Origin of the sequence: Flavobacterium hydatis, from assembly GCF_000737695.1 — a bacterium.
In the GTDB taxonomy this organism is placed as follows: Bacteria; Bacteroidota; Bacteroidia; order Flavobacteriales; family Flavobacteriaceae; genus Flavobacterium; species Flavobacterium hydatis.
This window is the reverse complement of record NZ_JPRM01000061.1, coordinates 13,426-37,103: the sequence shown is the minus strand read 5'-3', so window position 1 is coordinate 37,103 and position 23,678 is coordinate 13,426. Positions and strand designations below refer to the sequence as shown.

Annotated in this window: 23 protein-coding genes; 9 read left to right on the top strand and 14 right to left on the bottom strand. The window is 33.0% G+C overall.

All coding sequences use genetic code 11. The annotated features are described in order from the left end of the window. From IW20_RS26490 to IW20_RS24425, 5 genes are all read left to right on the top strand, one after another. Positions 1-556 (top strand): hypothetical protein (locus tag IW20_RS26490; RefSeq protein WP_035628756.1); only part of this gene is annotated, 556 nt, incomplete at its 5' end. A 13-nt stretch (positions 557-569) separates the two neighbouring features. Then, entirely contained in the window at positions 570-863 is a 294-nt protein-coding gene (locus IW20_RS24440; RefSeq protein WP_035628755.1) for a hypothetical protein, read from the top strand. Between the two features lie 66 nt (positions 864-929). Further along, positions 930-1,370, top strand: a complete 441-nt coding sequence (locus tag IW20_RS24435) for a hypothetical protein (RefSeq protein ID WP_035628754.1) — start codon at positions 930-932, stop codon at positions 1,368-1,370. A 74-nt stretch (positions 1,371-1,444) separates the two neighbouring features. Beyond that, positions 1,445-2,104 carry a hypothetical protein gene (locus IW20_RS24430; RefSeq protein ID WP_035628753.1) on the top strand — a complete coding sequence of 220 codons (660 nt, stop codon included), beginning with the start codon at positions 1,445-1,447 and terminating at the stop codon, positions 2,102-2,104. A gap of 328 nt (positions 2,105-2,432) precedes the next feature. Continuing rightward, on the top strand, positions 2,433-2,927 hold the full coding sequence (locus IW20_RS24425) for a hypothetical protein (RefSeq protein ID WP_240478538.1): 495 nt from the start codon (positions 2,433-2,435) through the stop codon (positions 2,925-2,927). A 154-nt stretch (positions 2,928-3,081) separates the two neighbouring features. Here IW20_RS24425 and rlmH read toward each other — a convergent pair whose 3' ends face one another. From rlmH to IW20_RS24355, 14 genes are all read right to left on the bottom strand, one after another. Further along, positions 3,082-3,555 (bottom strand): 23S rRNA (pseudouridine(1915)-N(3))-methyltransferase RlmH, encoded by a 474-nt coding sequence (gene rlmH / locus IW20_RS24420; RefSeq protein ID WP_035628752.1) that lies wholly within the window; start codon positions 3,553-3,555, stop codon positions 3,082-3,084. Between the two features lie 131 nt (positions 3,556-3,686). Further along, complete coding sequence (locus IW20_RS24415) at positions 3,687-3,989, bottom strand: antibiotic biosynthesis monooxygenase family protein (protein WP_035628751.1); 303 nt, start codon at positions 3,987-3,989, stop codon at positions 3,687-3,689. Positions 3,990-3,992: 3 nt separating this feature from the next. Then, a complete protein-coding gene (locus IW20_RS24410; protein ID WP_035628750.1) occupies positions 3,993-5,411 on the bottom strand; it encodes an adenosine deaminase in 1,419 nt (472 codons plus the stop codon). Positions 5,412-5,611: 200 nt separating this feature from the next. Then, positions 5,612-5,896: a GNAT family N-acetyltransferase gene (locus IW20_RS24405; protein WP_035628749.1), complete on the bottom strand. Its 285-nt coding sequence runs from the start codon at positions 5,894-5,896 to the stop codon at positions 5,612-5,614. A 5-nt stretch (positions 5,897-5,901) separates the two neighbouring features. Beyond that, positions 5,902-6,297 (bottom strand): OsmC family protein, encoded by a 396-nt coding sequence (locus tag IW20_RS24400; RefSeq protein WP_035628748.1) that lies wholly within the window; start codon positions 6,295-6,297, stop codon positions 5,902-5,904. Between the two features lie 4 nt (positions 6,298-6,301). Beyond that, complete coding sequence (locus IW20_RS24395) at positions 6,302-7,183, bottom strand: pirin family protein (RefSeq protein ID WP_035628747.1); 882 nt, start codon at positions 7,181-7,183, stop codon at positions 6,302-6,304. Positions 7,184-7,198: 15 nt separating this feature from the next. Continuing rightward, on the bottom strand, positions 7,199-8,077 hold the full coding sequence (locus IW20_RS24390; protein WP_035628746.1) for a pirin family protein: 879 nt from the start codon (positions 8,075-8,077) through the stop codon (positions 7,199-7,201). Between the two features lie 309 nt (positions 8,078-8,386). Then, positions 8,387-10,402, bottom strand: coding sequence for a heavy metal translocating P-type ATPase (locus tag IW20_RS24385; protein WP_035628745.1), 2,016 nt, complete (start codon positions 10,400-10,402; stop codon positions 8,387-8,389). 2 nt (positions 10,403-10,404) lie between these two features. After that, positions 10,405-11,016 (bottom strand): class I SAM-dependent methyltransferase, encoded by a 612-nt coding sequence (locus IW20_RS24380; protein ID WP_035628744.1) that lies wholly within the window; start codon positions 11,014-11,016, stop codon positions 10,405-10,407. Between the two features lie 10 nt (positions 11,017-11,026). After that, positions 11,027-12,250: an efflux RND transporter periplasmic adaptor subunit gene (locus tag IW20_RS24375; RefSeq protein ID WP_035628743.1), complete on the bottom strand. Its 1,224-nt coding sequence runs from the start codon at positions 12,248-12,250 to the stop codon at positions 11,027-11,029. Between the two features lie 11 nt (positions 12,251-12,261). Further along, the gene (locus IW20_RS24370; RefSeq protein ID WP_035628742.1) at positions 12,262-16,578 is read right to left on the bottom strand and encodes a CusA/CzcA family heavy metal efflux RND transporter; all 4,317 of its coding nucleotides are present in this window, start codon (positions 16,576-16,578) and stop codon (positions 12,262-12,264) included. Positions 16,579-16,674: 96 nt separating this feature from the next. Beyond that, positions 16,675-16,998, bottom strand: coding sequence for a DUF6660 family protein (locus IW20_RS24365; protein WP_035628741.1), 324 nt, complete (start codon positions 16,996-16,998; stop codon positions 16,675-16,677). Between the two features lie 429 nt (positions 16,999-17,427). Continuing rightward, complete coding sequence (locus IW20_RS24360) at positions 17,428-18,525, bottom strand: DNA alkylation repair protein (RefSeq protein WP_035628740.1); 1,098 nt, start codon at positions 18,523-18,525, stop codon at positions 17,428-17,430. A gap of 257 nt (positions 18,526-18,782) precedes the next feature. After that, positions 18,783-20,117, bottom strand: a complete 1,335-nt coding sequence (locus IW20_RS24355) for an esterase/lipase family protein (protein ID WP_051886188.1) — start codon at positions 20,115-20,117, stop codon at positions 18,783-18,785. A gap of 361 nt (positions 20,118-20,478) precedes the next feature. On the opposite strand from IW20_RS24355, the gene nadC reads away from it, so the two are divergent. The 4 genes from nadC (at position 20,479) to bla-B1-FLAV (ending at position 23,635) form a co-directional block, all read left to right on the top strand. Next, positions 20,479-21,336 carry a carboxylating nicotinate-nucleotide diphosphorylase gene (gene nadC, locus IW20_RS24350; protein WP_035628739.1) on the top strand — a complete coding sequence of 286 codons (858 nt, stop codon included), beginning with the start codon at positions 20,479-20,481 and terminating at the stop codon, positions 21,334-21,336. Between the two features lie 76 nt (positions 21,337-21,412). After that, positions 21,413-22,342: a YihY/virulence factor BrkB family protein gene (locus IW20_RS24345; protein ID WP_035628738.1), complete on the top strand. Its 930-nt coding sequence runs from the start codon at positions 21,413-21,415 to the stop codon at positions 22,340-22,342. An 88-nt stretch (positions 22,343-22,430) separates the two neighbouring features. After that, positions 22,431-22,859: a DUF2147 domain-containing protein gene (locus tag IW20_RS24340; RefSeq protein ID WP_035628737.1), complete on the top strand. Its 429-nt coding sequence runs from the start codon at positions 22,431-22,433 to the stop codon at positions 22,857-22,859. A 20-nt stretch (positions 22,860-22,879) separates the two neighbouring features. Continuing rightward, the gene (gene bla-B1-FLAV / locus IW20_RS24335) at positions 22,880-23,635 is read left to right on the top strand and encodes a subclass B1 metallo-beta-lactamase (RefSeq protein ID WP_035628736.1); all 756 of its coding nucleotides are present in this window, start codon (positions 22,880-22,882) and stop codon (positions 23,633-23,635) included. Positions 23,636-23,678 lie beyond the last annotated feature (43 nt).

Genomic DNA, 23,678 nt, shown 5'->3' with positions numbered 1-23,678 from the left:
AGTAAGTAGTGATAAAAAATTTCTTTCAGAAGAAGAAAAAGAGAAATGTAATGAGGAATTTTTTCAGATTAAAAATGAAATAGAGATTTTCTTAGATAAAATAATCGTCGAGAACAATTTTGATTTAATTCATAAGCTTATAGAAGTTTATAATTTATTTGACTTTTATAAAACTGATTTGAATAACAAATTTGTTAGATTTTTGCATTTTAGTTTTTTTGATTTTTATGTTTTGAATATCGAAAGGATGGTAAGATTAAGAGAAGATTTTACAATATATGCATTAATAGATTTGTTTTATTGTGATATGAGGTATTTTGAGGATAAGAAAAATAAAGAAAAATTCAATAAAAAAACATACCCAATTCTCTTGTTAGATACAGATAATTTATCAACTTTTATTGCCGTTGCTTGTTTGAGATTTATAAGTATAATGGAATCGGATACAAATTTAGTTCTACTTAAAAAGTATCTACAGGAGTCAACTAATCTTATATATGAAGAGGAAGTGTTGAAAATTATAGACGGAAAGAAGGGTTTGGATGGTAATAAATAAAAGATAGTAATAAATGGAAAAAAGGAAGTACTTATACAGTTTTATAATGGAATATGATGGGGGAACTTATATTGCTCAAGTTTATGCAACTAATGAACATGAAGCAATGCGTGTATGGTTAAATGAATTAGATGTTAAGCCTATAGACAGTTTCACGGAAAAAGATAAAAAAAGATTAATTATGGAGGATTTTGTTGATGAAAATCCTATTCTGATTTCGGGTTGTAAAAACATTTGGAATATCGGATTAAGAATAAGAAAAAATAAAATGTTAGCCATGATTAATATAGTAAAAACTGTAGAGTAAAAGTGATTGCAAGTACATAAGTAACTCGCTTATGATAATGAGAAATTAAATAAAAGAGATAATATTATGATTAAAAAACTCATTTTAATATTGGTACTTGTAGCGTCTTGTAAGTCACAGAATGTCCCTTTAAAAAATAGTAAAGACAAAGATGTATGGTCAATATTATTTGCAGATGGTTTTAAAGAAGATCATGTTGATTTATTTTTAAATGGACAAGAAGTAATTAAAAATGGTTATTTATATAGTGATGAATCTGATGGAGTTACAACTTTGTGGATTCGTATAATAAAAGAAAAAGGCGGTTTTTATATAAGTAATTTTCAAGAAAAAACATTAAAGCCTATGAATTTAAAAATAGATGAAATCGAACTTAATTTAATTTATAAAGGAGTTAATAAAAAAAATAAATTCAAAAAGAATGATGGAAAATTTTTAATTATAAGGGATAATGGAAAAGGAGAACTTATCATCAGTCAAAGTAAAAAGCAACTCTTATTTTATTAAAAATAATATAGCAGACAAAGATAAGAGTAACGATAATATTGAAAATTTGTTCAGTTAAATTAACTACCATAAAAATGATTTATAAATATTATTGCATATTATTAATTTGTTTGTTGCTGTTTAATTGTCAGAATAGTAATCAATTACAAGAAGACAAAAATGAAGCCTTAATTATTAAAAATAATGATTTAAGTAAAGATGCTTTTCTTAAGTGTACTACAGCTAAGGATACAGTTTTTAAAAATGGAGATTACGTTAGATTTATTCCAATTAACACGAACAAGAGTTATGGTATTGAAATAAAACTGAATGGAATTATTGACACACTTGATTATTATTCGTTCGATTGTAATTCTCATAATGGAATGATTCCGAAATTATTATTTAAGGAGGATTATATTGCCCTATCACAAGGCTCAAGTTCTAATTATAGATATTTAATAATATGTAATTTAGATAAAAAAATAGGCGAAATTGATGTTAATAAATTCGAAATTGAGATTGTGGAAAATTCAGGAGAGGAGATTTTATTTTTTAAAAAAGATTATGACATTTTTTTATTTTCTGAAAAAGGGAGGAAATTATTTTTTAGAAAATTGCCAAGCGAATTTATTAATCTTAAAGTTAAAAGATTTGAATTGTATAGAGATAAAGTCATTATTATTTTTGAACAAGAGAGTTCATTAGTTTATAAAATTAATGAATTTCAACCGTTTAAATATGGGGAACAATAGTATCGAATTTTTTTCCACAATCGCAGTGCCTATACCTGATAGCTAGAATATACGTAACGATAGCGCGGAAATTCTTTTCGTGTCTACAAACAAAATCGATAAAGAATAGAAAAAGAAAACCCGATTGCGCGGAAATTTTTTCCGTGCCCACAAAGTGAATCTATAAAGAATAAAAAAAGAAAAAACTCACTGTCTGCAGTCAGTTTCAGGAAATAAACTGTACATAGTTTCTCGGCCTTGTACTAATATAAAATAGTGTAGGAATTTGAGAAACAATGAGAACGGTATATAATATAATAGCAGCTTTTAATTTAATTGAATAAACAAAATGAAGAAAGTGATAATTGTGAGTGTGATATTGCTGTTAGCTAGTTGTAATGATAAAATAGCTGGTACTTTAGGTAGAGGATCTGCATATGAGTTTAAATGTAGTGAGGAAAAATTAAATATATGCTTAGATAATTTTCAAGAAAGTTCTAAACATTTAGCAGTACCGGAAAAATGGAAACAGTATGATAATTGGGAACAAACAGGTTATGGATTTCTTAATGGTAAGATTTTTTATTTTGAAGGCAGTTCTAAATCACCAGAAGAAATGTACTACGTTACTGTATTAGGATCTGATCCTAAATTAAAAAACGTCGCTAGTACTTCTATAAGATCGGTTTTTAGAATGTTCGGAGAAACACCGCGTTGGTTATATTTTGAAGATTTAAGCAAATCAGAGGCAAATGAAGTTGAAAATAGATTTCAAAAAATGATTTTAAATGAAATGATAAAAAACGATTGTGATTGTAGTGATTATGTTATAAGCAATAGGTAATAAGCTTAACTCTTCGAAGAGTTCTTGATCGCTCGAACATACGCAATGATAGCGCGGAAATTCTTTCTATGCCTACAAATAAAATAGATAAAGAATAGAAAAAGAAAAACCTCGCAATTTGCGAGGTTTTTTATGTTTTAAGCGAGGAGATTTTTTATTGATGATGATACGGTTCGTTTCTTAAAATCGTAAATCCGCGGTACAATTGTTCGATAAAAAACAAACGTACCATTTGGTGTGAGAATGTCATTAGCGAAAGTGAAATTTTTCCTTGTGCTTTGCTATAAACGGTATCTGAGAATCCATAAGGTCCGCCAATTACAAAAACTAAAGTCTTAATACCTGAGTTCATTTTCTTTTGTAATTCTTCTGAAAAACCAACGCTAGAGAAGTTCTTACCGTTTTCGTCTAATAAAATCAACTGATCAGTTGGTGTTAGTTTTGCTAGAATCAATTCGCCTTCTTTTTCTTTTTGCTGACTCTCCGATAAGTTTTTTACATTCTTGATATCAGGAATAATTTCCAAATCAAATTTGATGTAAAAAGACAAACGCTTGGTATAATCGTCAATTAAAGTTTGAAGCGATTTATTGTCGGTTTTGCCAATGGCGATAAGTTTGATATTCATTCTCAGGAATTATATTTTGTTTTGAGTTTTAAGTTTTGCCACAGATTAAAAAGATTAGACTGATTTTATCCCGACGCTTCGGGATTACTAGCTTTGCGTAAACCTTTGTAAACTTTGTGGTTAAAAGCTAACTAGGTTTTATTCTCAAAAACAGTTTCAAAATGTTCTACAATAGGAAACGGCTCGTAGTAATGATGCAATAATTTCTTCCATTCCAGATATGCTGCCGATTCTCTAAAACCAATTGTATGATCTTCGAGATTGCGCCAATCTACCAATAAAAGATACTTATTGTGTTGTTCCATACATTTTTTAAGATTGTGTCCTAAATAACCTTCTATAGAACTAATGTATTGACTTGCTTTGGCAAAATCATTCTCGAAATCCTTTTCCTGGTCTTTTTTTACAAATAAAACTGCCGCTTCTTGTATCATATTTTATTTCTCTGAAAATTTAGCTTCAAAAGTTTTAAATCTAGCATCAAGGTCTTTTAGCAATTGCTTTTTAACTGCATCATCCTGAATGAAACTGTAATTGATACTATTGTAAACATATTGTTTAATAGTTGCATAAGTAACATCCTGATATCTGCTAGCTAATAAAACATATTGCTCTGTCATATTTGTTCTTAAAATCCCTGCATCATCAGTACTGATTACAATTGGGACATTAAATTCTTTGTACAATGTAAATGGATGACGAGCATTTTTAACCTTTAAGATAAACTCATTACTTACCAAGTTAATCTCAATCGGAATATTATTCTTTGCCATGTAACGCAATAAGTCATACGAGTTTTCTTCGTAAGCGATATCTACACCATGACCAATTCTGTTTGCTCCAGCAGTATGAATTGCTGAAGTAATATGCCATGTTAATTCTTCAGGTTGTACTAACCCTAAGGTAAGCTCACCAGCATGAAGCGTATATTTTACATTTGGAAAACGGGAATGGCAGTATTTAAACATCACCATGTGTAACCAATAATCTTTCATAGAAGTTTCGCCATGTTCTGGTGAAACGATGTTTACACCCGCTACAAGTTTGCTTTTGTCAGCAGAGATAAAGGCAATCATAAGATTTTTGAATAAATCTACAGGCTCCATAAAACGCAAGACAAAGTTTTGATAACGCATGGTGAAATTTGCATCATCGATTTTAAGGTCTTTATGTAATTTGGCTATGAAATTAGTATTGAAATCTTCAGCGTATTTTACAGCATTTTTATCTTGTAATGATTTGTAAAGTGCATCTAGAGATTTAAAAATTGCTTTTTCGTCTTTTTGAGCAGCAGCTTGTCTTAGTTTTGTATTAAAGTCGGCTAAATCATCCACATTCATATCACAAGGAATAGTGTTTAATTGTGTTTCGATATAGCTAACATTCTCTTTAATTGCTCTGTTTTTAAGCTCAAGCATACCTTCGGCAAAATGTCCGTCGATAGTTGGAGAAAATTTCTCGAAAGAGTCAAAAAATAAATCATCAGAAGGAACAGCAACACCATTATAGTCTTTTGCAGACCAGGTTTGCATGATTTGTTGCTTGTAATATTCTAGTTTTCCACTGTTTTTAAGTGAAGAAAAAGTCTCCCAATTTCCTTTTGCAGGTTTTGTTTTTAGAACTTGCATAGTTTCTATGTTCAAATAGAAATCTTCTGCAATAGCTCTTTCTAGTAAAGGTTCAGCATAGATTGAGCCCGAAAAATGATGATGTAAATCACCGCCTTTAGGCATTTGAGAAAAGAAAGCAGTTAGTGCCGCTTCGTTATTCCTGATTTTATCTAAATAAGTTGCTGTTGATTGTGAAAAGCAGAGTTGTGCTATGAAAAAACTAAAAACTGTAATTATCCTCGTCATATAGTAAGTTTAAATTACATGCAAATGTAATTAATTAGGAGGACATTTGAAAATATAGATGAAAATTGGTTTGTGAAACATTGCTCGAATCAATTTATTTTAGTATAATATAATAAAAAAAGACGCACTGCGGTGCGTCTCTACAGTGCGTTTCTATATTAAAATCTTAGAACCTTAGTTCCTCAGAACCTTTGAGCCTCTTAATGAAACAATACGTCTTTTATATCGTCTGTTTTATCAAATACGCTTTTCGCAAAAGGACAAAGCGGAATGATTTTTAGATTGTTTTCGCGAGCATAGGTTACTGCTGCCATAACTAGTTTTTTACCGACACCTTTACCGTTAAAATCGGGATTAACTTCGGTGTGATCAATTATAAATTTAGTATCTCCAGCCCAAGTATAGGTCATTCTTCCACCTTCTTTTCCGTCTTCTACTGCTTTATAATATCCTTTTCTTCCTTCGTTTATTTGTTCTATTTCCATGATGTTTAGTCTAAAGTTGTTTGTATTTGTATCGTGTTTGTTAGGGTTTTGTGAATCGGGCAACTATTGGCGATTTTTAAAAGTCTTTCTTTTTGAGCTTCATCTACATTTCCTGTTATCTCTATCTTTCGATTTAATAAAGAAACATTTTGTTCTGAGTTTCTCTCAAAATCTACTGAAATATTAATTTCTGTAACATCCCATTGTTTGCGGTCAATATACATACGTAATGTAATCAACGTACAAGATGCCAATGCAGATGCTAATAATTCAGAAGGGGAGAAGCCTAAATTTTTTCCTCCAACTTCTTGTGGCTCATCAGCGATAACAATATTACCGCTTGCTGATTTTATTTCCGTTCGATATTTTCTGGTGTCAATACTTGCTGTTATTGTATTCATAAAATTATCGCATTTTGGGTTGAGGCAAAGGAACAAATTCGGTTTCGCCAGGAACTTTAGGGAAAGTTTGAGCTGTCCAGTCTTGTTTTGCTTTTTCTATTAGTTCTTTATCTGAGGAAACAAAATTCCAAAAAATAAAATGTTCTTCAGGAAATGGTGTTCCTCCAAATATATAAACGGTTGTATTAGCTGCAATTTCAAATTCGCATAACGTACTGTCGTTTGCAATTAGGATTTGTTTTGGGTCGTACGTATGTTCGCCACTTTTTATACTTCCTTCTAAAATATATAATCCGCTTTCGCCAAATAAATCTTTTCCGATGTTAATTTTTTGCGCCGTTGTGCTTTTGATTTCAATAAAATAAAGCGGACTATATACTGGAACAGGTGATTTTTTTCCGAAAGCTTCTCCAGCTATTAACTTATACGAAACGCCATCTTTTTCCCAAGCCGGAATATCACTAGCTTCTACATGTACAAAATTAGGATCCATTTGCTCCAATTCTTTTGGTAGCGCTACCCAAATTTGTAGACCATGAAGCATTTTATCGGTTTTGCGCAAGTATTCTGGTGTTCTCTCAGAATGTACAATTCCTTTTCCTGCGGTCATCCAGTTTACTGCTCCGGGTTTAATTTCCATTTCGGTTCCCAAACTGTCTTTGTGCATGATGCTTCCTTCAAACAAAAAGGTAAGGGTTGATAACCCAATGTGAGGATGTGGCGGAACATCCATGTTTTCATGGTCGCTTAGATGTGCTGGCCCCATATGGTCGATAAATACAAATGGTCCAACGGCTCTTTTCTCGCGAAAAGGCAATAATCTACCAACCATAAAATTACCAATATTGGCAGCGCGTTCTTCAATAATTAGATTTACGTTTGACATATTATATTTTTAAAATTAATCTTCTAATGTTCCAAATTTACCATTATTGTAATCATCTACAGCCTGAATTAATTCTTCATGTGTGTTCATTACAAAAGGTCCGTGAGTAGCAATTGGTTCGTTAATTGGCTCACCGCTTAAAATCAATACAATACTATTTTCTTGTGCTTCGATATGAAAATCTTCGCCTTCATTTTTAAATAAAACCAAATGATCTGTTGCTACATTTGTATCATCATTTACCGTAATACTTCCTTCTATAACCAATAAAGCAGTATTGTAAGTTGCAGGAAAGTTAAATGCTGCTTTTCCGCCTTTAAGTAATCTTGCGTTAAGCAAATGCAAAGGAGTAAAGGTCGATGCTGTTCCTTTTACATCTTTATATTCTCCAGCAATTACTTCGATATGACCGCCATTTTCAGGAAGTTCATATTTGTTAATTTCATCATTGGTAATGCCTTGGTATTTTGGTTTCGACATTTTATCTTTTGCAGGTAAGTTTACCCAAAGTTGTACCATCTGGAAATCACCTCCAGTTTTACTGAAGTTTTCTTCGTGGTATTCTTTGTGCAAAACTCCCGAAGCTGCTGTCATCCATTGTACATCGCCTTCGCCAATTACTCCGCCACCTCCGCTACTGTCATGATGTGCTACTTTGCCTTTGTAAGCAATTGTAACCGTTTCGAAACCACGATGAGGATGCACGCCAACTCCTTTTGGAGTATTTGTAGGCGGAAAATAAAATTTTGAATTATAATCTAGCATGATAAAAGGGCTCATGCGTTTCATGCTTAATTGTGGTACACCTGGAATAAAATTATGTACTCTAAATCCATCACCAACAAAATGTGGTTGTCTTGGAGCTACTACTATTTCTATATTTTTAGTTTTCATAATGCTTTTGTTTAATTGTTTCACAAAGTTACTCTCATTATGAAAAAAGTAACTTAATGTAGATTAAGAACTGAGTAACTACGAGTAACTATGAGCAAGTATGAGTAACTATAAAAGTAAGGATTATTATTTAATTTTTTTTAGTTGACGGTTGTTAGTTATTGGTTGTTGGATTTTTTGCTCTTAATCGAGATCTAACATGTTTTAAAAACTGTTAGGTCTAATTTGTATGAACTGGTTTTGTTTTAAATAAAAAAGGGCGTTCATACAAAATTGTACAAACGCCCTTTTATTAAAATTATAGAATGCTTAAAATTTCATTCTCTGAATTCTTACCGCATTTAATATTGCTAATAAAGCAACTCCCACATCTGCAAAAACGGCTTCCCACATGGTTGCTAAACCTCCTGCGCCAAGTACTAATACAATAGCTTTTACAACAAATGCTAAAGTGATATTTTGCCAAACGATTTGTTTGGTTTTTTTACCGATGTTTATAGCAGTGTAAATTTTTGTAGGTTGGTCGTTTTGGATTACAATATCTGCAGTTTCTATCGTAGCATCGCTTCCTAATCCTCCCATTGCAATTCCTGCATGTGCTAGAGCCACAACAGGAGCATCATTTACACCATCGCCAACAAAAGCAATTTTAAGGTTTTTATCTTTAAGGTCGGTTACTTTCTCGACTTTGTTCTCTGGTAATAGATCTCCGTAGGCTTCATCGATATTTAGTTCTTTTGCAACAGCATTAACAACAGCGGTTTTATCGCCCGAAAGCATCACCGTTTTTACGTTTATACTGTGTAAACTCTGAATTGCTTGTTTGGCATCTTCCTTAATTTCATCGGCGATTAAAAAGTAACCAGCATATTTTTGGTTAATCGCAATAACGATTATAGTAAACGGTGTATTATCAATCTCAGAGTCATAACTAATATTGAATTTCTTTAATAGCTTGGTATTACCCGCTAAGATTTCATTTCCATCTACTTTTCCTTTTAAACCATGACCTGCAATTTCTTCTACATCGGTAACTGAAACGCCTTTTTCAGAACCTTTTGCATATTCTATTATGGCGGTTCCTACAGGATGTGTTGATTTGGTTTCGAGTGCTGCAGTATATTTAACTAAATCAGCTTCTGGAATATCTATTGCAACCACTTTTTGAACATTAAAAACTCCTTTGGTTAATGTTCCAGTTTTATCCATTACTACAACTTCTATAGCTGCCATGATGTCTAAGAAACTCGAACCTTTAAATAGGATTCCGTTTTTACTAGCTGCTCCAATTCCGCCAAAATAACCTAACGGAATAGAAATAACTAATGCACAAGGACAGGAAATAACTAAAAATACTAACGCTCTGTACAGCCAATCTCTAAAGATATATTCATCTACAAAGAAGTAAGGCAAGATGCAAATAGCAATAGCGGAGTATACTACGATGGGCGTATAGATTTTAGCAAATTTCCGTATGAACAGTTCAGTTGGTGCTTTTTTGGCAGTTGCATCCTGAACCATTTCGAGAATCTTGGATAATTTACTATCGGTATACAATGCTGTAACGCGTACTTCGGCAACCGAATTAAGATTTATCATTCCAGCCAAAACACTTTGGCCTTTGCTCTTAGTATCAGGTTTACTTTCGCCAGTTAAAGCAGCTGTATTAAACGAAGCATTATCGGAGAGTAATTCTCCATCAAGTCCTAGTTTCTCTCCTGGTTTAAGCTGAATTATAGACCCAATTTGTACTTTTTCTGCCTTGATTATTTTTGGCTGATTGTTTTCTAGAATTGTAACCTCATCAGGACGTTGATCGAGTAATGTTTTAATATTTGCTTTAGCTCTTGTAACTGCCAGTGTCTGGAAGGTTTCGCCTATGGCATAAAATAGCATTACTGCAACTCCTTCGGGATATTCGCTAATTGCAAAAGCACCGATAGTGGCAATACTCATGAGTAAAAATTCTGAAAAGAAAGAACCCTTTCTGGCGCTTTCTAATGCTTCTTTAAGTACAGGAAAACCAACAGGCAAATAAGCGATTACATACCAAGCAGTTCTTATCCAACCGCTAAACCAGGTTTGTGGTAAATAATTATCAAAAACAATGGCAATAATTAATAAAACAAAACTAATTATAGCAGGCGCAAACATTTGAAATACTGTTTGATCTCCTCCTGAATGGTCATGTCCGTCGTTGTCATCATGAGTTTCTTTTTCATCATCGCAACAACATCCTGATTTCGATGTTTTTGAAGAACTTTTATCAGGTGTTTTACAATTGATTTGCTTGTTATTCTCGTCGAGATTATGTTGATGTTTCATATTTATTTCTTTTTAAATCCACAAAATTGAAAATTTTGTATTGTGTTAAATGGCGTAATATGATTTTCGGTAAAACATTGTAATGCTTCAAAATTTTTCTGAAAAGTATCTTTCATGTTCTTTTCAGAATATTGATTTATTTCTAACCCACTACATTTTAATGGGCCATTTTCTGAAAAAGTGCCTAGCAAAAAATGCGCACTTGGATTAAGTACATTATCTATAATACAAGTATATTTATTGATACTTTCTGGATCAGTTAAAAAATGAAAAACTGCTCTGTCATGCCAAAAGTCAAATTTTACTTCGGGAGTAAAATCTGTAATATCTGAGACAATCCAATGTACCGAATTTGCTTTTTCGCCTAAGCGTATTTTGGCTTTTTCTAATGCTGCAGCCGAAATATCCAATACCCAAATGTTTAGAAATCCTTTGCTCAACAAAGCATCGACTAAGTTGCTATCGCCACCGCCAACATCAATGATATTGGCAGTTTTTGATAGCGCTATGTTTTCTATATATTCTATTGCAGTTTTAGGATATTCTTGTGTCCAGCTTACCTCATTTGGTGTTTTGGTCGTGAATACATTTTCCCAATGTTGCTTATTGTTCATATAAAAAAAATTAATGTGTGTGCTCTCCGCCGCCTTTTTGGGCTGCTAATAAGTAGAAAGCACCTTGTGTAACAATTTGACTATTCTCAGGGATTGAAGTTACAAATTTTATTTCGGTATATCCCATATCGGTGGTACCAGGTATAACTTCTATAGCTTTAAAGTGTATTTCTTCGTGCTCTTCTCTATGTTCTGCTTCAGATTCTTGTTTTGCTCCTTTTTCAGGATGTGGATGCGCATTTTCTTTTATAAAGATAAAAAATTTGTCTCCATTTTTTACAACAGCACCTTTTGGCAACGCAGGAACTGTTGCGCTGTTAAGGTTAATATTGGCAGAAACATACATTCCTGAGATTAATCCTTTGGCATCATCTGGGTTTATTTTGGCATGAACGGCAACAGTTTTACTTTCGTTAGAGAACGATTTGTTGATACCAAATATTTTTCCTTTTATCGATTTATTCGATTGGTTGGTAAGAATAAAATCGACTTCCTGGCCGATTGAAATAGAGCCTAAATCTTTTTCGTAAACATTTAAATCTAAGTGCATCTGGCTATTATCTACAACTTCAAACAACACGATTCCAGTTTCGGCAAATGCGCCTTTGGCAATACTTATTTTACCTACATAACCACTTATTGGCGATGTTATAGGAATTAATGCGCTGTTGCTAGTAGTACTTACATTTAATGCCTGTAATCTGTTTTTTGCTGCTTGTGCTCTCGCTTTTTCTACAGCTAGTTTTGCTTTTACTTCCTGAAATATTTTTCGAGGATTTACATTCTCGTCTGCCAATGTTTTCTGACGGTTGTATTCTAATTGTAAATACTCAATATTGGCTGTAGCTGATTTATAATCTTCAAGCATTCCCACAACTTCTAGATTCTGAATAGTTGCCAGAACCTTTCCTTTATTTACAAAAGTACCTTCGAGCACAAAAATATCCTTAACTGTACCACCAAGTAATGTAGCTATCTTAGCCGAATTTTGAGGAGGCACCGTTGTATATCCATTAGCCTTAATAATGGTATTAAGGTTACGGTTTTCGACTTTACCAAATTGGATACCAACTGTCTTAAATTGTGCTTCGGTTAATGATACTTCTTGTTGTTCCTTTTCTTCTTCATGTGTTTCTTCGGCTTTCTTTTCGTTGCAAGATGTTAAAGCCAACATTAAAAAAGCAATTGGAAGTAGGATAGAAGTACGGTTTATTATGTTCTTTATATTTTTCATTGTAATAAATATTAGTTATTGGTGATTGTTGGAAATTGTAATCGAATGGCACTTTGATTGTACGTATTCAAAGTTTCGGCATATTGTTTTTTGATGTCAATTGCTTGATTCAAAAAGCTGATATACGTCCAATAACTCATATCTCCATTAGCATAACTTTTTTGTGCTGTCGTAATAATTTGTTCGGCATAATGCAAACCTTCAGTTTGGTAATAATGCAATCCTTTTTCCTGTTTTTCAAATTCGTTTTGTAGTTCTTGCATTTGTAATTCCAGCGAAAATTGATTTTTTTCTAATTCCAGTTGCGATTGTGCAATGCTTATCGAAGCTGCTTTGGCTTTAGCCGTATTTACGCCTCCAAACAACGGAATTTGTAAACCAGCAGTAAATCCCTGAAATAAAGATTTAGTATCGATAGTTTGGGCAAAATAACCTAAACCTAATTTAGGTGTACGTTGTGCTTTAAACGTATTGGCTTCTTTTTGGAAAACCGAAATTTGTTGCTGATAATAGTCATTCATCAAACCTTCTACTTTCGATTTATTCGATTCGGTAAGAGAAGCAAATTGAAGCGGTGTAGTGCTATCTGGCACAATGTTTTCTTTTGTTCGAACAAAAAATTGTAATTGCTTCTGATAAATAGCCAAATCATATTCTAATTGTGCTTTTTGTGTCTCAATTTCTTTAGATTTAGCTTTTGCACTAAGTACTTCTATATTGCCGCTTTCACCTGTTTTAAAACGAAGTTCTGCATTTTTTAAGAACAAAGCATATACATTAAACAATTCGGTATTTAGTTTCTGAACAGAAACACCGTATAGATATTGGTAATAAGCTAATGTTACCGCTTTTTCTATTTCATATTCAGATAACGCTTTTTGCTTTTCGGCTAGTTTTACCAATTCTTCCTGCAATTGTCGGTTTGCTTTGGTAATTTTTCCGATAGGGAAATATTGCTGAACCGAAACGTTACTATCATAAGAGGCACTATTAAATTGTCCTCCCTGATATTCTACTTGCAATGGATCGGGCTGAAACGCTGTCTTTTTAAGCACCGTTTGTTTTTCTATCTCTTTATCAGCAATTTTCAAGTTAATACTATTTGTTTTTGCCATTTCGATTGCTTTTTCCAAGCCAATAGGTTGGTTATTTTGTGCAAAAGAAAAGCTGCTAATAAGCAATAATAGTACTGTTACTATAGGTTTTGTCATCGTCATTTTTCTTTTAATTCCATTTTCAAACAATAAGTAAAGTATCGGCAAAACAATAAGTGTAAGTAATGTAGCCGAGAATAAACCACCTATTACAACTGTTGCAAGGGGTTTTTGTACTTCGGCACCGCCACTTGTAGATAATGCCATTGGTAAGAAACCTAAAGAGGCTACGGCAGCAGTCATTAAAACAGGACGTAATCTTGTTTTGGTTCCGATTATAACACGCTGTAAAGGATCTGTAATACCCTCGGCTTTAAGCTGATTAAAGTAGGATATTAATACAATTCCGTTTAAAACGGCAATTCCGAATAAAGCAATAAAGCCAATTCCTGCCGAGATACTAAATGGCATTCCGCGTAACCATAATGCAAAGACTCCACCAATTGCCGATAACGGAATTGCGGTAAATATTAATGCGGCTTGTTTTGTGCTTTTAAAGGTGAAATAAAGTAGAACTAAAATTAAACACAACGCAATAGGCAACGCAATAGAAAGTCGCTTGTTGGCTTCGATTAAGTTCTCAAACTGTCCTCCGTAAGTAACATAGTAACCTGCAGGAAGTTTGAAGTTTTTATCTAGTTTTTGCTGAATTTCTTCTACAACACTTTTTACATCACGTCCACGTACATTTAATCCGATAGTAATTCTACGTTTACCATCCTCACGAATTACTTGTACAGGACCTTGCTCATAATCTACAGTTGCTACTTGCGATAATGGAACTTGCTGACCATTTGGCAACGGAATAAATAAATTACTCACATCGTTAATGTCATTACGATTGTCTTTGTTCATACGAACAACAATATCAAAACGTCTGTTTTCTTCGTAGATTTTACCTGCAGCTTCTCCTGCAAACGAAGAACGAAGAATTTTATTTAAATCCTCGATATTCAGACCATACAATGCAATTTTATCATAATCGTATTTAATGGTAATCTGAGGCAGTCCACTTACTTTATCGGCTTTAAGGTCGCCAATACCTTCAATTTTATTAATTTTAGAAATCAATTCATTGGCTTTTCTTTCTAGAACATCAAGATTATCACCAAATATTTTAATGGCAATATCACTTCGGCTACCCGTCATTAATTCATTAAAACGCATTTGTATTGGTTGCGAAACTTCGATATTAGCTCCAGGAATTTTTTCCATTTCTTCCTTCATCATATGTGCAAGATCTTGCCAATTATCTGCGCTCGTCCATTCCTTTTTATCTTTAAGAACAATAATTAAATCACCACTTTCTATAGGCATTGGATCGGTTGGGATTTCGCCACTTCCTATTTTGGTTACGATGGTTTTAATCTCAGGGAATTTTGCTTTAAGCATTTTTTCATACTGAGTTGTTGTTTTTATCATTTGTGTTAAAGAACTCCCTGTCATGATAGTAGCATTAATAGCTAAATCTCCTTCTTCGATAGTAGGAATAAATTCTCCTCCCATATTCTGGAAAATAACAAGAGCAAGAACAAATAATGCCACAGCAATACCTAAAACGGCTTTCTTAAAACACAATGCTTTTGCTAAAAACGGAGCATATAATTTTTCGAACCAAGCCATCATTCGGTCACTAAAGTTCGGTTTATGTTCTGTGTTTTTAGATAAAAACATCGCACTCATCATCGGGACATACGTAAGTGATAGTATAAATGCTCCAATAACGGCAAAACCTACTGTCATAGCCATTGGTTTAAACATTTTTCCTTCTGTTCCTACTAAAGCTAATATTGGCAGATATACAATCAAGATGATGATTTCTCCAAAAGCAGCACTATTTCTGATTTTTGAAGCTGAGGCATATACTTCCTCATCCATTTCCGATTGTGTTAATTCTCTTTTCTTCTTGAGTTTTTGCAAATGATGCATGGTGGCTTCAACAATAATTACGGCACCATCGACAATAATACCAAAGTCAATTGCTCCTAAACTCATTAAGTTTCCGCTTACGCCAAATGCATTCATTAAGATTACTGCAAACAGCATAGCTAGTGGGATAACAGAAGCTACAATTAATCCTGCACGAAGATTACCTAAGAATAATATCAGTACAAAAATTACAATTAATGCTCCTTCAAGTAAGTTTTTAGTAACAGTTCCTATGGCATTATCCACAAGTTTACTTCTGTCAATAAATGCTTCGGCAACAACGCCTTCGGGCAACATTTTGTTTACCTCAATCATTTTTTCTTTTACACGCTCCACAACTGCTTTAGAGTTTTCTCCTTTTAGCATTAGCGTTAAACCACCTACAATTTCGCCTTTACCATCTTTGGTTGTAGCCCCAAAACGAATGGCGTTTCCTAATTGTACTGTTGCTACATCACGAACTAAGATAGGAGTTGCATTTCTGTTTTTAATAACAATGTTTCCTATATCTTTTATTCCAGATGCCATACCAACACCACGAATAAAGTATGCGAACTCATCTTTTTCGATATAAGCACCACCCGTATTTTGGTTGTTTTTTTCAAGAGCGTCAAAAATTTCGGTAATCGTTACTCCGGCACTATTTAATCGGTTTGGGTCTACGGCAATTTCGTATTGCTTTACGCTTCCTCCCCAAGTACTTACTTCGGCAACACCTTTTACACCTTGTAGTTGAGGTACAATAATCCAATCCTGAATTGTTCTTAAACTCGTAGCATTGTATTTGTCTTCGTAGCCTTTTTTGGCATATACATCATATTGATATATCTCTCCAAGACCAGTTGTAATTGGTGCCAACTCTGGTGTTCCAGCGTATTTAGGAATGTTTTCTTCGGCTTGTTTTAGTCTCTGGAACACTTGCTCGCGTGCCCAATACGTATCGGCACTTTCTTCAAAAACAACTGTAACAACCGATAATCCAAAACGAGAAATACTTCTAAGTTCGATTACTTTCGGGATTGTTTTAAGAGATTGTTCTATCGGGTAAGTAATTAATTGCTCTACTTCCTGACTCGCAAGAGTAGGAGCAGTAGTAATAATTTGTACCTGATTATTTGTAATATCTGGAAGTGCATCCAGCGGTAAATTTTTAAGTGAAAAACTTCCCCAAGCTATAAGAGCCAAGGTTAGTAATAGTATAATGAACTTATTCTTTATACTAAATTGTATAATCTTATCTAACATTTTCAGAATATAATGAATGAGAAATCAGGACGATAAATCGCCTGTTTTTTTTTGTGGTATACCACAACGCATTTACCCGAAATTACTCGGGCTACATTATACTATTTGGGGCGGTTGCCAAATACTTCCGTAGAAATTGGAAGTAAGAATAGAATGATAAGATGATAAAGGTTTTTTAATAAGACTAGTTTCTTGATTAAAAACCCATGTAATAGCCGGAGCTGCAGTTAAGACTTGTGCCGCACAACAATTACAACTACAGAATGGAGCACAAAGATCCAGTCCTTTTTCGTGAGATTTATCGGTTTTACTTACTATTTCGTTTGTATGCGATTTGGTTTCGCTTGCTATTGTATCTGCACAAGGCAAGCACGATAGCACGATTAAGTAAACTGATAATATGATGTTAATCCATTTCACGGCAGTAAAATTACAGATAAAAGTCTGATATTTTAAAAAATATTTATGTTTTTTAGCAGAATAATAACATAGTTTTAATATAAAACATTGAGTTATAGGTTAGGTCTTACCTGAATAATTTAGGATGTTAGTATGATTTATGAAATTTTATTTAACACATAGAAACATAGATTCTATCTAAAAAAAAGAATGCAAAAAGAAATAAATTTCTTTCACATAGCTTGCTTTGTGTTTTTAAAATAAGTAAAACGTCTTTTATAGAAAACAAAATCTATGTTTCTATGTGTTGAAATTATTTACGCTTAATAATATAGCTTTTTAGACTAAATCGAACCATATAAGTTATGTAAGTTCATCTAAGAAAAACTTATATTTCCTTATATCACTTATATGGTTTAAAATATAATTGTTTGATTTTATATGTTATGATTATACCAATTCAAAGTCTAATAATTCGCTTTCAGTACCATTAATTATTATCGACAATTGGTGTTTCCCTAAATGAAATACACGTGTTGTAATTACCTTAAAAGATTGATTTCTTTTAATCTTAATCAATTGATTGGGTTGATAAATGCGTTCACTAATCTTGAATACTTTTTTAGCCAGATGTCCTTTTGATTTCTGATAATAAACAGCATATTCTAATCGAACCGTTTTACTATCAGAGTTAGTATTATTCAGTGAAAACTGAAATTCTAAATACTCACCGATTTTTACTTTTGGAGTAATGATTTCAAAGTCCGATAATTCGATATTAGTGCTTTCTAGACCGTAATGTTTTAAAATTTCGGTATTGCCTTGTTTTAATAAAGTTCGAGAACCATGTTTAATAATAGCATCAGTTTCGGGACTTATATTTTGCCATTTAGCAGCAATATCAAGAACAATTTCGGGATTGTCTTTTACAATATCGTTGAGGTTGTTTGCAACACTACGACGAACATATTCGGAAGAGTCGGTTTTTAAATTTTCTAAAATAGGCAAAATAGGCGTAGGGTCTTTTTTTAAGGCGGGAATAGCCATTGCCCAAGGTAATCGAGAACGAGAACCTTCGCTTGCCAAACGTCTTACATGATGGTTTTCATGCAAAGACCATTTTATCATTTCGTCAATCATATCCTGATGGTATTTAATGATAAATGGACGCACGGCAAACTCGCAACTTATAAATTGCGTAATCATTACAAAAGCTTTTGCGCTTGTCTTAAAATCATCAATACCGTATTTCTCTATATAATCGGCAAAAAAGATAAAGGCAAGATTACCATCAGTAAACTTATTCTTCTTTAAATTTTCGATAATACTCTCAATCGTTAATACGGCTTTCCCAAAGTCTTTAGGCATAAATTCATGTAAGACAACGGTAGTATGTTGCATACGTTCTTTCCATTCTTTATTGGCAAACGCTGCATCAAAAATTAAATCCATAAAGCGTTGTTTGTCAAAGTCAGGAACGACTTTAGCAACAGCATCAGTAAAATTTTCGTAAAAAGTAATCGAGTAAATATCTTTAATTAATCCCATTTGATAATAATATTGAAGTTCAAAGATATTTAATAGAGAGCATACAAAAAATAAAAAAGCGAACCATTTTAAACCATTAAGGCATTAAGTTTCGTAAAGCGTAAAGCTTAATCTTTCTTAATCTCTTAATGGTAAAAAGAATAAAAAACAAAACCATTAAGGTATTAAGTTTCATAAAGCGTAAAGCTTAATCTTTCTTAATTTCTTAATGGTAAATAGAAGATAATCTTAATCTCTTAATGGTTAAATAGAAAATATTATTTTGGCAAATAAGATAAATCTTTGGCGATGTCTAAATAAAATTTATTTAGCGAGCTAGTGTTCGATTGTATATAATCTGGAGCCACAACACTTAGATGATCCTGTCCTTTAATCGTAGGATGTACATCCCAAACTCCTTTTGGCGCTAATTTTCTGTTAATAGGATCCATTAATACATAATCATGTCCGATTGGATATTGACTCGAAACCACACTTACTAAGCCGTCATTAGGTCTCCAATTTAAGAAACCAAGAGGTAAACTTGCGGAGGTTCGGCCTATATTAGCAGCTTCAAATTTAAATAAAAGACACATGGTTGAGGCCGGTGACCAAGTTCCGTTAGTTTGCTCAACCATATCATTAAACGTATATGAGGAATAATACACATTAGGAGAACTCTTAATCCATTCGTTTTGTGATTGCATAGTTTTTACATTCAAGTCATACATACAATTATCTTGCGAGTTCCAAAAACGAGCAGATGATGGCGCACCAGAGGATGTTTTCTCAAATACTCTATTAATATATGCTTTAGTAGTTTCATTTTTCTGACGTTGTAATCCCCAATGTCCAAGATCAAAATTATAAAACGTATTTTGCTCCAGCCCAATGCCACCTACAACTCTCATTCCGAGAACCATTTTCATAAGATCCTCTCTAAAATATCCAGAGTCTACAGTTAAAGCACCATTCTGTACACCAGCGATAGAAGTAAGACTTGCTACCCAATTTTTCTTATTTCCTTTAAATAAGTCCGAAGTAGGAGCTTCCTGACCACTAGGAACGTAAGACTTCTCAGCTTGATCTCCGTTTTCTAATAACTGAATTAAAAATCTAGGTGATGCTCCGCCTAAACTATGACCTACAAAATGGACTTTGTTTGTAGCGCTCCATTGTTTGTAAAAACCCGGATAAGTAGCGCCATATCGGTTATGTCCATGCTTCATGGCATGCGCAGCACCATAATCTACTCTTCCGCCTACAATGTTATAATAAAGCTCGACAGCACGATCCCAATTACTAGATATTGGACCAACTGATGCTGTGAAAGTTTTATAACCATAAAGATTTAAATAAGTTTGAGTATCTCCAAGTCCGCCCCAATAACGATAACCCAACATTTCATCGCGACCCCAGCCGCACATTCCGTGTACCAGAACTATAGGATAATTATTTTGGCGTTTGTTAGGATAAGCATCTAGAATATTAGTATTAACTTGTTTTGCAGTAAGAGATTTTGCCGTAGTTGCAGTGGTAGCCGAAGTTAAATCTTCTTTTTCACAAGAAGTTATAACGGTTATGCAAAAAAGTAAAAGAATAATTTTTTTCATGTTGGAACAGTTTGAAATTAAAAAACAGAGCGTATTTTTAGGTTGTTAATTTATCTTTTTAGTGTTTAAAAAGTAAGATTATGTTTACGATACAAAATTGTTAAAAAACACAGAGTGCTTTTGTCAGGAAAAGTTTTTAAATTAACAATTGAAGCCAATTCTCATTGTAGAGGTTTATGTGGGTTAATGGTCAGATTTTCAATATTGTATATACTTAGGTGTTCTTAGGTAATAAAGTTCTGAGGCTGAAAACTTTTATGTCATAGATTAGTAAAACTCGTGTTTTAAATTTTCAAATCGTCTAAATTTTCAAATCCACAAAATATGTTCTACTTTAGCATTCTATTAAAATTCATACAAAATGATTAACGAAGTACAATTTCAGAACGAGTTACAATTGCTTATTTTTAATGCAATTCGCGAAGATGTAGGCACAGGAGATTATAGTTCTTTAGCTTGTATTCCTGCCGATGCACAAGGAAAAGCTAAATTATTGGTAAAAGAAGATGGGATAATTGCAGGAGTTGCTTTTGCTAAAATGATTTTTAATTATGTTGATCCAAGTTTAAAAGTCGAGACATTCATTAAAGATGGAACAGCTGTTAAATACGGAGATATCGTATTGCATGTTTCAGGAAGTTCACAATCGATTTTAAAATCTGAGCGTGTTGTACTTAACTCTATGCAACGTATGTCGGCAATTGCTACAAAAACAAATCAATATGTACAGCTTTTAAAAGGTACAAATGCCAAGATATTAGATACTCGTAAAACGACACCAAATTTTAGAGTTGCCGAGAAATGGGCGGTAAAAATAGGCGGTGGTGAGAACCATCGATTTGCACTTTATGATATGGTAATGCTTAAAGATAATCATATCGATTTTGCTGGCGGAATAACTTTGGCTATAGCCAAAACCAAAGCTTATCTTAAAGAAAATAATCTTGATTTAAAGATAATTGTCGAAGCCAGAAGCCTTGACGAAATTAGAGAGATTCTACTAAGTGATGGTGTTTTCCGTATCTTAATAGATAACTTCAATTACGAAGATACCAAAAAAGCAGTCGATCTAATTGGTGATAAATGTCAAACAGAATCTTCAGGAAATATCAACGAAAAAACAATACGCGAATACGCTTTATGTGGTGTCGATTATATTTCTTCGGGAGCATTAACACATTCGGTTTATAACATGGATTTAAGTTTAAAAGCTTTTTAGTTTAGAATTATAAAATATGACTTGAGAGTTAGAATTGTAACTCAAATTTAAACTCAAAAAACTAAAAATTAAATGTATGTCTGCAGAAATAGAAAACCGGCTTGATAAAGTTCCGCTAGTGCGCTATCTAGTTCGTTTCTTAAAGAATATAAAACTGCCTTGGCTCGAAGGGTTTTCGTTATATGATTTACTCGAATTGTATTCTATAGGAATCATAGAAGGAGCATTTTCATATCACGCAAGTGCCGTTTCTTTTAGTTTTTTTATGGCATTGTTTCCGTTTGCGCTGTTTATACTTAACTTAATTCCGTTTATTCCGATCGATGGATTTCAGCAAGACTTTTTGCAGTTTGTACAACAAGGAGTACCGCCAAATACATACGATGCAATTAGCAAAATTATTAGCGATATCTTAAATAATAGTCACTCAGGTTTATTATCATCTGGGTTTTTGCTTTCCATTTTCTTAATGGGAAATGGTATTAACGGAATTCTTAGTGGTTTCGAATCATCCAAACATGTTTTTGATAAACGAGGTTTCCTCCGTCAATATTTAGTAGCCTTAGCAATATCGCTAGTCATGACAATTATATTGTTTGTAACCGTTGCTACAATTGTTGTTTTCGAGGTATTTATCCAAAAAACAACTATTCAGGACGTACTTAGCGATAGGATTCCGCTTATTATCATGGGACGTTACTTGTTTGTAATCCTAATGATATTAATAACATCTTCTATATTATTGCGTTATGGTACAAAACAATATAATAAAGTACCGTTTATAAGTATTGGTTCCGTATTTACAACAATCCTAATTGTTATATCTTCATACTTTTTTGGGATTTGGGTTATAAAATTCTCAAAATATAATGAACTTTATGGCTCAATTGGTACATTATTAATTCTAATGTTTTATATTTGGATAAACTGTATGATTTTGCTTTTGGGATTTGAATTGAATGCCACAATCAGAAAATTAAGACAAAAAAATAATAATAACATTTAGAAGCTATTCCTGCTTTCCGCTATATCTTTATCCCTAAAAGAATCGGGATAAAGGATGTCGCTGCAATCAGGGCTAAAAAACAAACATCATGAAAAACTGGATCTTAACAATGGGCTTATTATTTGTAGTAATAGGCAATGTACAAAGTCAAACTGTAATCGGAAAATGGAAAACCATTGATGATCAGACAGGCGAAGCAAAATCGATTGTAGAAGTGTACGAGCAATCAGGAAAAATTTACGGTAAAGTTGTCGAAATCCTTCGTGAAGATCATAAAAAAGATGTATGTACTTCGTGCTCAGGAGTGTTAAAAAATAAACCGATTTTAGGAATGGTAATTATTAATGGCCTAAAGAAAGATGGCGATGAGTATAATGGAGGAACTATTTTAGATCCTACAAACGGTAAAGTATACAAATGTTATATTACGTTAGACTCAGCAAATAAATTAAAATTACGTGGCTTTATTGGGTTTTCTCTTTTAGGAAAAACACAATATTGGGTAAGAGTTAAATAAACATAATTGAGTTATAAAAAATGCGAAATAAATTAATGATATTATTTTTGCTCATAGGATTTACAAAATCTTTTGGGCAAACAGAAAATAATAAATTACAAATAAGTCATCTTACGGGTGACTTTTATGTTTATAAAACTTTTCATGATTACAAAGGAACTCTGATTTCTGCCAATGCTATGTATTTGCTTACAGATAAAGGCGTTGTGTTGTTTGACGCTCCGTGGGACGAAGCGCAGTTTCAGCCATTGTTAGACAGTATAAAAGCTAAACATCATAAAGATGTTATTATGCATATTGCAACACATTCGCATGAAGACAGAGCAGGAGGTTTAGGATTTTATGGGCAAAAAGGCATAAAAACGTATACTATAAAACTAACCGATCAGATTCTTGAAAAAGAAGGCAAAAAAAGAGCCGAGTTTATTATACCAAACGATACTACATTTACAGTTGGGCAGCACCGTTTCGAGGTGTTTTATCCGGGTAAAGGACATGCTTCAGATAATGTTGTAGTTTGGTTTAATAAAGAAAAAATACTTTACGGAGGATGTTTTATAAAAAGCACCGATGCAACAGATTTAGGTTATCTAGGAGATTCTGATGTAAAAGAATGGGAGCAATCTATTAAAAAAGTACAAGCAAAATTTAAAAAGCCAATATATATTATTACAGGTCACGATGATTGGAAAAATACCCAATCTCTTAATCATACATTAAAACTAGTTAAAGAATATAATGCTGCAAAAGCTTCGGGTAAGCCAGATAAAAAGTAAATTTGCATCTAATTAAAAACTAAATAATACTATTTCAAATACT

What these genes read in the sequence shown, in the direction of transcription:
- IW20_RS24440 (WP_035628755.1), top strand. Translation starts at nt 570, where the DNA reads ATGGAAAAAAGGAAGTACTTATACAGTTTTATAATGGAATATGATGGG.
- IW20_RS24435 (WP_035628754.1), top strand. Translation starts at nt 930, where the DNA reads ATGATTAAAAAACTCATTTTAATATTGGTACTTGTAGCGTCTTGTAAG.
- IW20_RS24430 (WP_035628753.1), top strand. Translation starts at nt 1,445, where the DNA reads ATGATTTATAAATATTATTGCATATTATTAATTTGTTTGTTGCTGTTT.
- IW20_RS24425 (WP_240478538.1), top strand. Translation starts at nt 2,433, where the DNA reads ATGAAGAAAGTGATAATTGTGAGTGTGATATTGCTGTTAGCTAGTTGT.
- rlmH (WP_035628752.1), bottom strand. Translation starts at nt 3,555, where the DNA reads ATGAATATCAAACTTATCGCCATTGGCAAAACCGACAATAAATCGCTT.
- IW20_RS24415 (WP_035628751.1), bottom strand. Translation starts at nt 3,989, where the DNA reads ATGATACAAGAAGCGGCAGTTTTATTTGTAAAAAAAGACCAGGAAAAG.
- IW20_RS24410 (WP_035628750.1), bottom strand. Translation starts at nt 5,411, where the DNA reads ATGACGAGGATAATTACAGTTTTTAGTTTTTTCATAGCACAACTCTGC.
- IW20_RS24405 (WP_035628749.1), bottom strand. Translation starts at nt 5,896, where the DNA reads ATGGAAATAGAACAAATAAACGAAGGAAGAAAAGGATATTATAAAGCA.
- IW20_RS24400 (WP_035628748.1), bottom strand. Translation starts at nt 6,297, where the DNA reads ATGAATACAATAACAGCAAGTATTGACACCAGAAAATATCGAACGGAA.
- IW20_RS24395 (WP_035628747.1), bottom strand. Translation starts at nt 7,183, where the DNA reads ATGTCAAACGTAAATCTAATTATTGAAGAACGCGCTGCCAATATTGGT.
- IW20_RS24390 (WP_035628746.1), bottom strand. Translation starts at nt 8,077, where the DNA reads ATGAAAACTAAAAATATAGAAATAGTAGTAGCTCCAAGACAACCACAT.
- IW20_RS24385 (WP_035628745.1), bottom strand. Translation starts at nt 10,402, where the DNA reads ATGAAACATCAACATAATCTCGACGAGAATAACAAGCAAATCAATTGT.
- IW20_RS24380 (WP_035628744.1), bottom strand. Translation starts at nt 11,016, where the DNA reads ATGAACAATAAGCAACATTGGGAAAATGTATTCACGACCAAAACACCA.
- IW20_RS24375 (WP_035628743.1), bottom strand. Translation starts at nt 12,250, where the DNA reads ATGAAAAATATAAAGAACATAATAAACCGTACTTCTATCCTACTTCCA.
- IW20_RS24370 (WP_035628742.1), bottom strand. Translation starts at nt 16,578, where the DNA reads ATGTTAGATAAGATTATACAATTTAGTATAAAGAATAAGTTCATTATA.
- IW20_RS24360 (WP_035628740.1), bottom strand. Translation starts at nt 18,525, where the DNA reads ATGGGATTAATTAAAGATATTTACTCGATTACTTTTTACGAAAATTTT.
- IW20_RS24355 (WP_051886188.1), bottom strand. Translation starts at nt 20,117, where the DNA reads ATGAAAAAAATTATTCTTTTACTTTTTTGCATAACCGTTATAACTTCT.
- nadC (WP_035628739.1), top strand. Translation starts at nt 20,479, where the DNA reads ATGATTAACGAAGTACAATTTCAGAACGAGTTACAATTGCTTATTTTT.
- IW20_RS24345 (WP_035628738.1), top strand. Translation starts at nt 21,413, where the DNA reads ATGTCTGCAGAAATAGAAAACCGGCTTGATAAAGTTCCGCTAGTGCGC.
- IW20_RS24340 (WP_035628737.1), top strand. Translation starts at nt 22,431, where the DNA reads ATGAAAAACTGGATCTTAACAATGGGCTTATTATTTGTAGTAATAGGC.
- bla-B1-FLAV (WP_035628736.1), top strand. Translation starts at nt 22,880, where the DNA reads ATGCGAAATAAATTAATGATATTATTTTTGCTCATAGGATTTACAAAA.